This window comes from Streptomyces sp. NBC_00247 (assembly GCF_036188265.1).
GTDB lineage: Bacteria > Actinomycetota > Actinomycetes > Streptomycetales > Streptomycetaceae > Streptomyces.
On the sequence record NZ_CP108093.1, the window covers coordinates 844503 to 857534 of the forward strand.

Genomic DNA, 13032 nt, shown 5'->3' on the forward strand with positions numbered 1-13032 from the left:
TCCCGCCCGCCCGCCCGTGACGGATCGGTACCTCGCACCGTTGGCGATCCGGAGGCCGGTACTCCGGGAGTGCGGCCCGCCTCTCCCCGGACCGCCCCGCACCGCGCCAGCCGAGCGGTGCGGGGCTCCAGGACCCCGCCCCTGCCGGTCCCTGCCGGTCGTCGGCCCCCGCCAGGAGCGCCCGCTCCCGCCCGTCCTGACCCGGGCGGGTGACACGGCGTTTCGACCGGAACGGGAGGCCGGTGAGACACGAAAGGCCTGATAGGAAGCTCGCGACAGAGCAGATGATCAACGTGTCTCCGATGGAGGACAGGTGCCTCACACCCAGGCCGATGCCGCGTTCCGCAGTCGCGACGCCTCCCCCGTTCCGGCCGCCCGGGCCCGTCGCGCAGCCACCGGCCGCCGTACCGCACTCCCCTCGGTGGCCGTGGCCACCGCTCTCGGGCTCGCCCTCACCGTCGCCCCGGGCAGCGCCCTGGCGGACTCTCCGACTCAGGAGGTGGCGATGCGTCACGAAGCGGTCCGGCCGGTCGCGTGGGCCCCCACGGTGGGGCTGGACGATCCGGCGAAGAAGGAGATCGCCATGCAGCTGGTCTCCAGTGCGGAGAACTCCAGCCTGGACTGGCGGGACCAGTACAAGTACATCGAGGACATCGGTGACGGCCGCGGCTACACCGGCGGCATCGTCGGATTCTGTTCCGGCACCAGCGACATGCTGGGGGTCGTGGAGCTCTACACCGAGCGCGCTCCGGGCAACATCCTCGCGCCGTTCCTGCCCGCGCTGCGCGAGGTGGACGGCACCGACTCGCACGAGGGGCTCGGCTCCCGGTTCACCGCCGCGTGGGAGAAGGCCGCGCTGACCGACCCGGTCTTCCGCGGGGTGCAGGACGACGAGCGCGACCGGGTGTACTTCGACCCGGCGGTGAAGCAGGCGAAGGCCGACGGCCTCGGCACGCTGGGCCAGTTCGCGTACTACGACGCGCTCGTCATGCACGGCGAGGGTGACGACAGCGCGAGCTTCGGATCGATCCGCTCCAGAGCCCTCGCCAAGGCCCGGCCACCGTCGGAGGGCGGCGGCGAGACGGTGTACCTCGACGCCTACCTCGACGCGCGGGTGTGGGCCATGCGGCAGGAGGAGGCCCACTCCGACACCAGCAGAGTCGACACCGCACAGCGGGTCTTCCTGCGGAACGGCAACCTCGGCCTGAACCCGCCGCTCGACTGGAAGGTGTACGGGGACAGTTACCACATCGGCTGACGCGGCAGGGTCACGTTCAGGCGAAGGTGTTGCAGTCGGCGACCTCGCCGGACCGGTAGCCGACGGTGAACCACTTCTGACGCTGCGCCGCGGAGCCGTGCGTCCAGGAGTCCGGCGTGACCTTGCCCTGGTACTTCTCCTGGATACGGTCGTCGCCGACGGCGGCAGCCGCGTCCAGTCCCAGATTGATGTCCGCCTCCGTGAGTTCGGTGATCAAGGGCTTGCCGCTCTTCGGGTCGGGAGTGGTGGTCGCGTGGTGGGCCCAGACTCCGGCGAAGCAGTCCGCCTGGAGCTCCAGTTTCACCGAGCCGCTGTCCTGGCCCTGGCCACTGCCGCGGGAGATGGTGCCGCTGAGGTCCTGGATGTGGTGCCCGTACTCGTGCGCGACGACGTACGCCTCGGCGAAGGGGCCTCCCCGGGCGCCGAACTTGCTGGTGAGCTCGTCGAAGAAGCCGAGGTCGAGGTAGACCTTGTCGTCGGCGGAGCAGTAGAAGGGGCCCACCTCGGACGTCGCGTCACCGCACCCGGTACTCACGCTGTCGGTGAACAGCAAGGTGGGGGCCTGCGTGTAGGACTTCCCGGCGGCTGATTCGGTCTGCTTCCAGAACGCCTGGACGCTGTCGACCACGGCCACGATGCGGCAGTCGTCCTTGGTGTTGGCGTCGGCACCCGTCCGGCAGTCCGCTGCCAGATCCCCGGCATCGCCCCCACTGGACGCGCCGGTGCCGGTGGCCGGGTCCGAACCGAGCATGCCCGGGTCCATCCCGAACACCACCGAGGCGATCAGCACCAGCAGACCGACCACCCCGCCGCCCACGGTCTTCCCGCCACCGGGAATCCCACCCAGTGCCCCGCCCCGGTTGTCCTGGACCTCGGAGGTGTCCAGGGCGGCGTCGTCGTCGAACCTCATCAACCGACTCCCCTCACAGCGCGCCGGCCCGCCCTGCGTCGCTCGGCTCGCGTACCCCCGAGAAGCCGCTCCATCCGCCGTCGCCATGAAGCGTGACCGCAGGCTGTCCGGTTCCGGGCGGGAGACGATCCGCGAAGCACCGGGCCGTGTTCCGCCCTGGATGAGTTCGCGCGGAAGTCCAACCCCTCCGTCGTACGGAGGGGTTGGACTCTCCTACGGTCTTCCACACACCTGCGTGACCCCTCGGAACCGGTCTGCCCGGGCCCACCAGGCACTCTCGGGACGGTTCACGCCAGCCGGTCGGGGATCGGGGCCAGCGTGTAGTTGTTCCAGACGTACGCGTCCATCTGGTGCTGGTCGCCGGAGAGGTTGACGACCCGGTCGACCTTGCCCTCGCGGTTGAAGTGCCACACCAGGGCCCAGGTGGTATCCACCTTGCCCGTCCCCTCGGTGGTCCAGCCGCGGTGGATGTCGACGACGTACTCCTCATTGGCCTCCAGGAACAGCGGCTCGGCCTGGAAACTGGCCTTGCCGAGCTGGGTGAAGAAGGCCGCGACCTCCTCCACACCGCGCTTGGTCCCCGACAGCGCGTGGTGACCGGGGATGGTCCACTCGACATCGTCCGTCAGCACCGCCCGCATGCCGTCGAGGTCGTAGGTGGCATAGGCCGAGAAGAACTTGTTGATGGCGTCGATCTTCGAGGTCTTGTCGCTCATGGTGTCCGCTCTTTCGGTCGACCTGCCGGTTCCTGCTTGCGTGATCAATCCTGCTGGGCCCCGCCGTCACCGTCCAATACCCGCATCCATAACCTGACGGCATGGACATCGACACCCGGCTGCTGCGCTACTTCGCGACCGTCGCCGAGGAAGGGCACCTGACCCGGGCCGCGGAGCGGCTGTTCATCTCCCAACCGGCCCTGACCAAACAGATCAAGCAGCTGGAGGCCCAACTGGGGGTCGAGCTGTTCACCCGCTCCCGGACCGGCATGTCCCTCACCGACGCCGGACGGATGCTGGCCGAGCGGGTCCCGATCGTCCTGGAGGACTGGGACATCGCACTGCGCGAGACGCGCGGCGCCGCCAGCCGCGCCTCCCACGTCCTGCGAGTCGGATTCGTGGCCAGCGCCGCCAACGAGAGCACCCAGAAGATCATCGGCTCGTTCGCCCGGTACCGCCCCGGCTGGCGGGTGGAGATGCGGCAGACCGGCTGGTCCGACCCCACCGCGGGACTGGCGGACGGGCAGGTGGACGTGGCGTTGCTGCGCTTGCCGTTCCCCGGCCAGGACGCGCTACGGGTCGAGGTGCTGATCACCGAGCCGCGATGGGTCGGCATCCCCAGCACCCATCCGCTCGCGGAGCTTGCCGAGATTCCTTTCCGTCAGCTCTGGGACGAGCCGTTCGTAGCCACCCCGACCGAGTCAGGCTGGTGGCGCGACTACTGGTTGGCCACCGACGAACGCGGCGGTCGCCCCGTCAAGATCGGCGCCATCGCCCAGAACCCGGACGAATGGCTCACCGCGATCGCCAATGGCTACGGCGTCAGCCTCACCCCCGAGGCCACCGCCCGCTTCTACCAGCGCCCCGGGGTGACCTACCGCCCCGTTACCGGCGTCAGTTCCAGCCAGGTCGGGGTCGCGTGGGCACCCGCGGGCGACAACGACGCCGTCATCGGCGATTTCGTCCGCGCCTGCCTGCGCCACCGCACGCCCACCACCGTCGAACCGGACACCAGGACACCCAGGGAAGAGGCCGGCTCCGGCTGATCGACCCCCAAGGACCGCCTGCCGCTCACCCACCACCGACAAACCCCGTGGGACAGCCCTCAGGAACGCGCGGCGCGTGCCAGGCGCCGGGCCTCCTCACGGGTGGCGATGGCGACGGCGTCCTCGTCCACGGTCGTCAGCCGCCCGTTCTCCACGACCGGCCGGCCGCCGACGAGCGACAGGGTGACGGGGGCCGCCGCACCGAGGACGAGGGCCGCGACCGGGTCGGCGATGGAGGCGTGGGCGAGGGTGTCCATCCGCCAGAGCACCAGGTCGGCGAGCTTCCCGGCTTCGAGGGAACCGATCTGTTCGGCGCGGCCCAGCACCCGGGCCCCGCCGTGCGTACCGAGCCGCAAGGCCTGACGTGCCGTCAAAGCGCGGTGCCTGTAAGGCCCCAGGCGGTTGACGAGGAGAGCGTTGCGCAACTCGGTGTGGAGTTCTCCCGACTCGTTCGAGGCGGTTCCGTCGACGCCGAGACCGACCGGAACCCCGGCCGCGAGCATGTCCGGCACCCGGGCGATTCCGGCGGCGAGGCGGGCGTTGGAGGACGGGCAGTGCGCGACGCCCGTACCGGTCCGGGCGAACGCGGCGATGTCGGAGTCGTTCATGTGGACGCAGTGGGCCATCCACACGTCGTCGCCGAGCCAGCCGGTGGACTCGAAGTAGTCGGTCGGCCCCATCCCGAACAGCTCCTTGCAGAACTGCTCCTCCTCCACCGTCTCCGAGCCGTGGGTGTGCAGTCGCACTCCCTTGGCGCGCGCCAACTCCGCCCCTTGCCGCATCAGTTCGGTGGACACGGAGAAGGGTGAACAGGGTGCGACGGCGATCTGTGTCATCGCGCCGAACGACGGATCGTGGTGGGCGTCGACGGTGGCCGCGGTTGCTTCGAGCGCGCCGTCGAGCGTCTCCACCGCGAAGTCCGGCGGCAGTCCGCCGTCCCTCTCCCCGCGGTCCATGGAACCTCGCGCGAGGGTGAAGCGTACGCCCGTGTCCCGGGCGGCTTCGATGATCGCCCCGGACAGGTCGCCGGAACCCCGGGGGAAGACGTAGTGGTGGTCCATCGCGGTGGTGACGCCGCCGCGCGCCATCATCGCCAGCGAACCCTGCGCCGCCGCACGGACCATGGGTTCGTCGATGCGTGCCCAGGTCGGATAGAGCGCGACGAGCCAGTCGAAGAGGTTGTGGTCGGTGGCCAGGCCCCGGGTGATCCACTGGTAGAAGTGGTGGTGGGTGTTGACGAGCCCGGGTGTGACCAGGTGGCCGGTGCCGTCGATGCGACGGACCACGTTCACCAGCCCTTCGGGGGCGCGGCCCGCGCCGACGGATTCGATGCGGTCGCCCGCGACGACGACATGACCGCCGGCGTACTCGGTGTCGTGCGCGTCGACGGTGGCGACCGCGCAGTTCTCGATGACGAGGCGCTGGATCCCTGCCGGATCGGTCATCGTGCTTCCTTCTACGAGTGCCGGGCTCCGGTGAGTGCCGGACTTGTGTGAGTACCGAGGGGTGAGAGCCGATGCGTACGGGCCTGCGGTTCGCGGGACCGGATCAGAGATTGGTGAGGTCCACCGGGATCGACGGCGCGGCGCCTTCGCGCAGCACGGTGGCTTCGATCAGTCCGTAGGGGCGGTCGGCGGCGAGGTAGACGGCACCGTCCTTGGACGCGTTGTCGAGTCCGAACGGCTCCAGATCCACCAGGAAGTGGTGCTTGTTGGGCAGCGAGAAGCGGATCTCGTCGATCTCGTCGCGGTTCTCGATCACCCGGGCGCCCATCCGGTGGAGCGTCTGCTGGAGCGAGAGGGAGTGCGTCTCGGCGAACGCCCGGAGCAGATGCGCGCGGGCCTGCTGCCAGGATTCCTCCCAGCGGGGCATCTCCTCGGTGTCCTCTGACCAGTTGTAGCGCCACCGGGCGCAGACGTCGGTCGCGAGAATGCGGTCGTACGCCTCTTTGAGGGTGGTGTACCTGTCCTTCGCGTAGCCCCAGAACTCGGATGCGGTGGAGTTCAGCACGGTGAGTTCCCGCACTCCGGAGATCACCTCCCAGCGCTCCCCGTCGTAGGCGATCTGCGCGGTGCGGACCTCCTGGCCCTTGCGTACGAAGGAGTGGCGCGGGCGGTCCGGGTCAGTGGCGGAGGGGTCCTCGATGCGCTCCCAGGCATACTCCTCGATCCGCACCCGCGCCCGGGTGATCGCCGGCTGGGAGAGGACGAAGTGCCGGGCGAGGTGGATGCCGAACTGCTCGGCGGAGTCGATGCCGTGCTCTTTGGCGAACGCGTACACCGTGTTCTTCATGGTGTCCGTCGGCAGCACCGCGGCGTTGTCGCCGGAGATGTGGACCTCGTCGAGATCGCCGGAGAGGGAGACCGAGACGTTCAGGTCCTTGATGTGGTGGGTGGCGCCTTCCCGCACGATCTTGACGACACGGTTCTCGGCCTTGCCGTACTGGTTCTGGCCGAGGACCACGGTGCGGGACCGGGGGGCGGCGGCCTCGGGGGGTTGCTGGGCGGAAGTGGTCATGGGTGCCGGACCTTTCTGCGGGAAGCGGAAGCGGCGCCGTCAGGGGTGCGGGCCCGGGGGCGTACGTACGGGGCGGTGGTGCGAGCGGACTGCGTCCGGGTACGGCGGGGCAGCCCCGCCGCGGTGAGGTGCGTGTCGGCGACGAGGTGGCCGGTGACCCGGTGCGGGGGCCTCAGCTCCCCCGGTAGACGGAGTAGCCGAACGGGCTGAGCAGCAGGGGTACGTGGTGGTGCTCGCCGGGACGGACGGTGAAGGTGATCGCGACCTCCGGAAAGAACGTTCCGCCGACGGCGTGCGGAGCGGGCGGCCCGTCGGCCTCCCGGGCGAAGTACGTGTCGGTGTCGAATTCGAGGCGCACCTGGGCGGTGCCCTCCGGCAGGGCGGGCAGATCCGCGCAGCGGCCGTCCGCGTCGGTCACCGACCCGCCGAGCTGCTCCCAGCCCGCGGTAGGGCCGGGGCGGGTGGCGAGACGGACGGGGACGTCAGCCGCGGGACGGCCGAGGCTGGTGTCCAGGACGTGCGTGGACACCGTGGCGGTGGTGGTGTCGGTACTCAGGACCGTCACTCCCCTTCGGTCAGGAGGCGGGTCAGCCGGATACGGTTGATCTTGCCCAGCTCGGTGCGCACGATCGCGTTCTCCCGCTCTGGCGTGTTCGCCGCGCGGGCCCGCAGGGCGTCGCGCATCTGCTCGCCCGTGGCGCCCGTGGCGCAGATCAGGAAGACGTGGCCGAAGCGCTCCTGGTAGGCCAGGTTCAGTTCGAGCATCTCGGCCCTGAGGGCGTCGGACGCGTCCGCCATCCCCCGCTGTTCCCGCGCGGACACGGGATCGCCTGGCTCGGGTCGCCCGATCGGCGGATGACCGGCCATGGCCTCGGCGAGCTCTTCCCCGGACAGTGCGGCGGTGGCAGCGTCGCCCTCGGCGAGCAGGTCGGCGGCGGTGGCGTAGGGGTGGGACGCGAGGAGGGCGGCGACCCAAGCGTCGCTGGAGCAGATCTCGTGCAGTACGTCGGCGACTTCGTCGTGCGCCAGGGCGTTGAACCGGGCCAGGCCCGATGAGGAACTCGACGTCACGGAGCCTCCGCGCTGATCGTCGCTGTCACGTCGCTAGGCGTCGTGCGGGCTGCGAACAGCTAACGCCCCCGTCCGACTTCTCGTCAACAGTTTGTTGAAATTGGCCTGTCGGGGCCGGCCCGACGGTCTCGCGGGCCGTCCCTCCGTGGCCCTTCTCGCGGTGGAGGTAGCTGTAGACCGACGCCCGACCGCGCAGCAGGATTCGGCGGCTGCCTCCCCCGGTGCCGGCGTACCCGTGGACGTGACCGTACGCCGGCACCGGGACGACTGGGTTCAGAAGCCCTGGACCCGCAACGCAGTACTCTCCGCGGGCATGAACCCCCCGGCTTGCCCATCCTGCGCCGCCTCCGCATAGGCCGGCGCGGGTACCTGCTCGGTGTTCAGCACGGCGTAGACGTCGGTGAGCATCCCGGCCAGGTCCTCCATCAGACCCAGTTGCAGCCGGCCCCAGCCGACCTCGTCATCGTCAAGCAGGTGGTAACGGCCGGTGTGGGCGCGAAATACCTCTCCCACCATGCGCTGGTGCTGCTCCGCCTGCTTCTTGTTGTTCCGGCCGACGTTGTCGTGCGCCGTCTCCAGCCGCATGGTGTGGATCCGGAAGAGGCGGCCGTCCCAGATGATGTCGGCAACGCCCGGGATGGGGTAGGAGCCCCTGTCCTGCGGCGAGTTGAGGGCGCTTTCCTGCTGCTCGTAGAAGACCTTGTGCACGTCGAGTACCCAGGCCGCGAAGGCCGCGCGGTCGCGGACCGGTTGGCCCGTGTGGTGCAGGGCCCGGGTGTCGTTGGTTTGCCGGTAGAGCGGTCGGCCGATGCGCCGACGGGACGCGTCGACACACGACGAGTACAACAGGCTGATCTTCTCCGCCAGTTCACCGCGCCTGGCGTCGGTGGCCGTGGCAGCGCTCAGGCTGAGAGCAGACCCGATCTCGGGCTGCGGCTCGGGCAGCCGCCCAGGCTGCGGATGGCCCACCGTCCGGGTGACCCCGGCGCCCAACTCGCCGAAGTATTCCATCAGTACATCGGTGCCGCCAATGCGGGTCGGGTCGCCGCCACCCACGTCCACCAAGTGGCGCAGCAGCACGTGGTTGGGGACGATGCTGACATGCGGCTCACCGTCGCTGCGCCGGTGGTGGCGCTCCCACCACGGCCAGAAGGTAGCCTCGGCGCTGACCCCCACGGCGTGCAGGCGGATGCCGAGCGAGCCGTTCAGCTCCTCCATCAGCGACACCGGGTCCGCAGTTGCCGCCAGCATCTCGCCAGTCGCGTCCACGCCTTTCTCCACCCAGTCGGCGCCGTCGCTGACGAGCACCACCAAGCGCTCGTTGTGCGGATTGCCGTAGCGGTGCAGCAGCTCCGAGGCATGGTGCAGCGCCTGGCCGATGTCGGTGCCCGCCGACTCCGGCTTGAGCAGGCCCACCGCGGCGCGGAACTCCTCGATGGTGGACTCGTCGCCGAGGTCGGCCATCCCACCGGAACGCGGGAACACCGGGACGGAGCTCTTCGTGAAGCGGACCAGCGCCAGCCGGGTGGGCCGACCGCCCGAGGACAGCCGGACGTCGGCCATCTCGTGCAGCGCGTGCTTGAGCGCGTGCATCCGGGTCACGTACCGCTGCGCACGACCGCCGAAGCGCCCGACGTCCCTGTCGTCCAGCACGTCATCCCAGGACATCGAGCCGCTGCAGTCGGCGAGGATCACCACGTCCACGCCGGTCCTGTTTCCCGGCAGGAACAGGTGCAAGGTGGTGGCAGCGCCGATCCGCAGGAGTCCGGTCAGCGGTTCGCCCGAGCCGTCGGCAACGCTGCGCACCCGGTAGGGCACGCCGTCCACGTACAACCAGGTGGCCTCGCGCGCCTCGGGTTCGTGCCGGAAGACCTGGCCATCCAGAGCGGAGGAGCCGCGCAGTTGTCTTACCGAGACCTCCGGAGGGGCGTCGGCAGCGGACTCCAGCACGACCGAGTCCGCGAAAGTGGCAGGCCGTTCGAGCAGCAGCCAGTCCTCGCCGGCAGCGCCGGAAAGGCCCGTTGCCCGGGCCAGGTCCTCGTGCACGGCCACCACACCCGTCGGCAGATCGGGTGTCGGAACCATCCGCACGGCCGAACCGCGTCGCTCGTCGCCGTGCGCGGGTAGCAGCAAGCCCGTGCACTCGGCGGTCATGTCGGCCGCCGAGACACCGACCCGGTTGTCCGTGACCAGCCCATCGCCGGCGACGATCACCAGCCGCGTACCGTGGACGCGGCCCAGAAGGACCCTCATCGCTTCTCCACCTTCAACGTGACACCCAGCCGGGCGCCGAGGTCGCGGATACCCGAGCCGCCGCGCCCGATGAACAACCCGGCCACATCCGGCGGCACCCTGACGTAGAGGGTGTTCGCCTTGGGCCGGAAGTCCGAGAAGGAGAGCCGTTCGGCGAGCTGACCTCTGCCGTCGGCGATCAGCATGCGCAGCAGGGTCTCGTAGTGCCGGCGGCCCACCTCCCGATCGCCCCGGAAAACGGTCAGATCCTGCTGGCGCACACGGGCGTGCGCGTCCAGCAGGGTAGCCATCGCCGCGCCACCGCCGGTGCCGTCGAGCGTGGCCCGCAGCCGGGTGAACAGCGCGTCGATGACGCCCATGTCCAGCGCCTCGTCACGTACGTGAATCAGGATGTGACGCACGACGGACAGGCGCGGGAGCAGTGCCGGGCCGATCGCGCGCGACCGACGGCGCAGGGCCGTGGCGGCAACGATCTGGAAGACGGTGTCCTCCCGTGACATGCGGCGCAGCCCGGTCAGGTGAGTCGGGCACAGGGCGAGCCCGCGCTTGTGAGGTCCATAGATCTGCCATCTCCCGGCGTGCACGGCGCAAACCCGGTGCGGGCAGGACTCGCCCGCGGCGCGCACATACTCACAGCGCAGGTAGCCGGTCTGCCCGCACCGCGGCGCCACGCACGTCGGGAAGCGGTCGTCGAAGCAGTGCCGGCAGTAGGAGGTACGGGCGTCACCCGGGTGCGGGACTTGGTGAGCGGAGCACCACGCCTGACGGTTCCTGCAGCGGGCACCGTCGCACCAGAATTCGCCGGGCCGGCCGCACGCAGGGCAGGCAGGGGCGTGGTCGGGGCATACCGTGCGGAAGGCGCCTTCCAGGAGAATCACATGCCGGTCGCAGAGCCGGGTACCGCCCTCCTTGCGCGTCTCTTCGTTGCAGACGTGGCACTGGAAGGGCCCGTACGTGCGAGTGCCCGCGGTGACGCAGGGCCCACACGTGTACCGGACGCGCGCGGTCTCAAGGATGCCGCGGACAGCGAACTCCGTAGCCGAGCTGAAAGCGTCGGGATTGCCCACCGGGTCGAGCAGTTGGAGCGTGAGCGCGCCGCGGTCGCCCAGGTCCAGCCGCAGACTCCGGTGCTCGCGCGGGTCGACGCGGAGCAGGTGCGGTTCGATCAGCTGCCAGAGAGCCAGGTAGGCGTCTGCGTCCGGCAGAGGCTCGCGGTATGCGCGCACGTCAAGGCTGACGGGCACAGGGTGTGCTGGGTCGCTCATCGGGCAGCCTCCTCGTCCGCACGCCGACCACGGATGTCTGGTTCCTGCTGGTTCGAGAGGGGCTCGTGATGCGCAGGTGATTCGTCGTCCGCCGGCGGCTCGTCGCCTCCCCGGACCGGTGCGGTGCGACTCCCGGCGATGTCGACCACCAGCATTTCCGACTTGGCACGCTGGCCTCGCTCCGAACGGTAGACCGTGGATGCCAGGGTCACCACCGCCAGCCCTTCCGGGCGATGGTGGGCGCAGTGCCGCACCGAGGCGTTCAGGTCGAGCTTGTCGGAAAGCGGGACGTCGCAGGCCAGGAGCGCGACACCGTACCGACGGGCCAAGGCAACGGCCTGCACTGCCGCCTCGCTGTCCCAGTTGAAGCGTGCGTCGTCGGCGGTGACGGTCTGCCGCCTCGGCGGGCGCAGGGAGCGGCGGATCTCGCGGGCCCGGGCGTGGTTGCGCAACTCCCGGTCCAGATCACCGCCGCCTCCGCCGGTGAGGTGCTCGCGTACCACCGCGAACGCCGCGGCACCGGACGGGTTGTCGGCCCGTTCCAGGGCGGTGAGAAGCGTGGCGGCAGTCCGGGGAGCTGTGGCACGACTCTGAGGAGGCTGCCCCGGGCGGCGCTTGGCCGGGCGGCCGATGGAGTCGCTCGCATCGCGCCGGTCCCTCGGCCGCTCCCTTCTGGCGGGCTGCGCGGGGGTGTTCCAGGCCAGCGGCTGCTCCCACTCCAGCGCGAGGAGAGAGGTCGAGCCGGGGGCGAGACTGCGGGCCAGCGCGGCCACATGGTCGGTGAGCAACCAGTCAGCGTCGGCCAGCCGGTCGGCGACCTGCCGGCCGTGCAATTCGGCGGGCGTGGTGCGGCGCCAGAACGCCACGAGGTCGTTCTCGTTGCAGGCGGCCAGCGAATGCGTGTCCTGGAGGGCCAAGCCGACCAGCAGCGGGGCGACCTCGGTGAACCCGACGTCCATGGCCCGGAACTCCGGCGTCAGGTCTTTCAGTAGCTCCAGGCACACGTGGTGCGCCTTGCGAACCTTGGCCGGCGGTTTGGTCTTCGCCCGGTCTGCGGTGGCACGCTGCCCGCCGTCTCTGCCTGCCCCGGACCCGCCCCGCCCCTGCCGGTTCGCCGGACCGGGCTCGACGTTGAAGGAGGCGGCCAAGCCGTGGGCTATGGCTCGGGAGCGATTGGAGTCGACGATCTGCTGCGGCAGGGCGGGGACCCGCCGCCCCTCCCGCTCGAACCGGCGGGCCCGGATGGCCAGGGCCTGCACGAGCAGGGCATGCGCCATCGTGTCAGCCACAAGGATCTGGGCGTCGAACATCCGCAACGTGACCGCGGGGAAACCGTCGTCACTCCCTCCCAGGGGGTCCACGTCCATCAGGTCCAGTCGGGTCACCCCCTCGTCACGGCTCAAGGAGGCGATTAATCGCTCCAGATGGACGGGCGAGGCGGAGTGCAGGTACCGGGTGGTGAGCTGGTCCGTCACCTCGGCCAGTCGGCGTGACCCCTGGCCGCCGGCGGTGTGCGGGCCGTACGCGCTCCGTCCGGTCAAAGCGATCAGCGCTGCCGAATGCTGCCGGAAGAGGTTGGTGCACAGCTCCCGCTGGACGTCACTGTGCACCTCGACGTCGTACTCGTCGCCGGTCAGCCAGGCGGACGTGGGCGGGCCGCCGGGCACGTATCCCGAGGGGAGGAGTACCCCGCCACGGCGCCGTACCTCAGTAGCGAGAGCCGCAGTGGCACGGGCGAGCGAGCGAGCGATTCGCGCCCGGGTCACAGGTGTGCTCAGGGAGACGGGACCCGAGTCGAGCCACACCCGACCGGCCCCGGCCGGCTGCACTTCACCGCGGACGACGGGTGCCTGCCGCTCCGTCGTCAGAGGCCGTCCGAGCAGCGGCCTCATGACCTCCGCAGGGTCCTCGCCGGCGATCACGTAGCCCTTGCGGATGCGCTGGCGCAACGCGCCATCGCGGTACAAACCCACCAGCACAGGCGGCTTCCTTTCTC

At 70.3% G+C, this 13032-nt stretch carries 11 protein-coding genes; 2 read left to right on the forward strand and 9 right to left on the reverse strand.

Translation table 11 applies throughout. The annotated features are described in order from the left end of the window. Positions 1 to 421: 421 nt before the first annotated feature. Complete coding sequence (locus OHT52_RS03335) at positions 422 to 1258, forward strand: chitosanase (protein ID WP_443046762.1); 837 nt, start codon at positions 422 to 424, stop codon at positions 1256 to 1258. A 16-nt stretch (positions 1259 to 1274) separates the two neighbouring features. Here OHT52_RS03335 and ypfJ read toward each other — a convergent pair whose 3' ends face one another. After that, positions 1275 to 2168, reverse strand: a complete 894-nt coding sequence (gene ypfJ / locus OHT52_RS03340; RefSeq protein WP_328718606.1) for a KPN_02809 family neutral zinc metallopeptidase — start codon at positions 2166 to 2168, stop codon at positions 1275 to 1277. Between the two features lie 287 nt (positions 2169 to 2455). Beyond that, positions 2456 to 2884, reverse strand: coding sequence for a nuclear transport factor 2 family protein (locus OHT52_RS03345; RefSeq protein WP_328718607.1), 429 nt, complete (start codon positions 2882 to 2884; stop codon positions 2456 to 2458). A 101-nt stretch (positions 2885 to 2985) separates the two neighbouring features. On the opposite strand from OHT52_RS03345, the gene OHT52_RS03350 reads away from it, so the two are divergent. Further along, the gene (locus OHT52_RS03350) at positions 2986 to 3930 is read left to right on the forward strand and encodes a LysR family transcriptional regulator (RefSeq protein WP_328718608.1); all 945 of its coding nucleotides are present in this window, start codon (positions 2986 to 2988) and stop codon (positions 3928 to 3930) included. A 59-nt stretch (positions 3931 to 3989) separates the two neighbouring features. Here the strand turns inward: OHT52_RS03350 and OHT52_RS03355 are convergent, their stop codons facing one another. The 7 genes from OHT52_RS03355 to OHT52_RS03385 all read right to left on the reverse strand — a co-directional run bounded on the left by OHT52_RS03355 (position 3990) and on the right by OHT52_RS03385 (position 13015). Continuing rightward, positions 3990 to 5375: an 8-oxoguanine deaminase gene (locus OHT52_RS03355; RefSeq protein WP_328718609.1), complete on the reverse strand. Its 1386-nt coding sequence runs from the start codon at positions 5373 to 5375 to the stop codon at positions 3990 to 3992. Between the two features lie 103 nt (positions 5376 to 5478). Next, positions 5479 to 6447 carry a factor-independent urate hydroxylase gene (gene pucL / locus OHT52_RS03360; RefSeq protein ID WP_328718610.1) on the reverse strand — a complete coding sequence of 323 codons (969 nt, stop codon included), beginning with the start codon at positions 6445 to 6447 and terminating at the stop codon, positions 5479 to 5481. A gap of 172 nt (positions 6448 to 6619) precedes the next feature. Next, positions 6620 to 7012, reverse strand: a complete 393-nt coding sequence (uraH, locus tag OHT52_RS03365) for a hydroxyisourate hydrolase (protein WP_443046478.1) — start codon at positions 7010 to 7012, stop codon at positions 6620 to 6622. Then, positions 7009 to 7518: a 2-oxo-4-hydroxy-4-carboxy-5-ureidoimidazoline decarboxylase gene (gene uraD, locus OHT52_RS03370; protein WP_328718611.1), complete on the reverse strand. Its 510-nt coding sequence runs from the start codon at positions 7516 to 7518 to the stop codon at positions 7009 to 7011. Before uraD ends, uraH begins: the two co-directional genes overlap by 4 nt. A 273-nt stretch (positions 7519 to 7791) precedes the next feature. Beyond that, positions 7792 to 9771 (reverse strand): vWA domain-containing protein, encoded by a 1980-nt coding sequence (locus tag OHT52_RS03375; RefSeq protein WP_328718612.1) that lies wholly within the window; start codon positions 9769 to 9771, stop codon positions 7792 to 7794. Beyond that, positions 9768 to 11036, reverse strand: coding sequence for a KH domain-containing protein (locus OHT52_RS03380; RefSeq protein WP_328718613.1), 1269 nt, complete (start codon positions 11034 to 11036; stop codon positions 9768 to 9770). Before OHT52_RS03380 ends, OHT52_RS03375 begins: the two co-directional genes overlap by 4 nt. After that, a complete protein-coding gene (locus OHT52_RS03385; RefSeq protein ID WP_328718614.1) occupies positions 11033 to 13015 on the reverse strand; it encodes a hypothetical protein in 1983 nt (660 codons plus the stop codon). Before OHT52_RS03385 ends, OHT52_RS03380 begins: the two co-directional genes overlap by 4 nt. Positions 13016 to 13032: the final 17 nt, after the last annotated feature.

Bases quoted from the DNA above. Each gene is read 5' to 3' on its own strand.
- OHT52_RS03375 (WP_328718612.1), bottom strand. From the start codon at position 9,771: ATGAGGGTCCTTCTGGGCCGCGTCCACGGTACGCGGCTGGTGATCGTC.
- OHT52_RS03345 (WP_328718607.1), bottom strand. From the start codon at position 2,884: ATGAGCGACAAGACCTCGAAGATCGACGCCATCAACAAGTTCTTCTCG.
- OHT52_RS03350 (WP_328718608.1), top strand. From the start codon at position 2,986: ATGGACATCGACACCCGGCTGCTGCGCTACTTCGCGACCGTCGCCGAG.
- OHT52_RS03355 (WP_328718609.1), bottom strand. From the start codon at position 5,375: ATGACCGATCCGGCAGGGATCCAGCGCCTCGTCATCGAGAACTGCGCG.
- pucL (WP_328718610.1), bottom strand. From the start codon at position 6,447: ATGACCACTTCCGCCCAGCAACCCCCCGAGGCCGCCGCCCCCCGGTCC.
- OHT52_RS03380 (WP_328718613.1), bottom strand. From the start codon at position 11,036: ATGAGCGACCCAGCACACCCTGTGCCCGTCAGCCTTGACGTGCGCGCA.
- ypfJ (WP_328718606.1), bottom strand. From the start codon at position 2,168: ATGAGGTTCGACGACGACGCCGCCCTGGACACCTCCGAGGTCCAGGAC.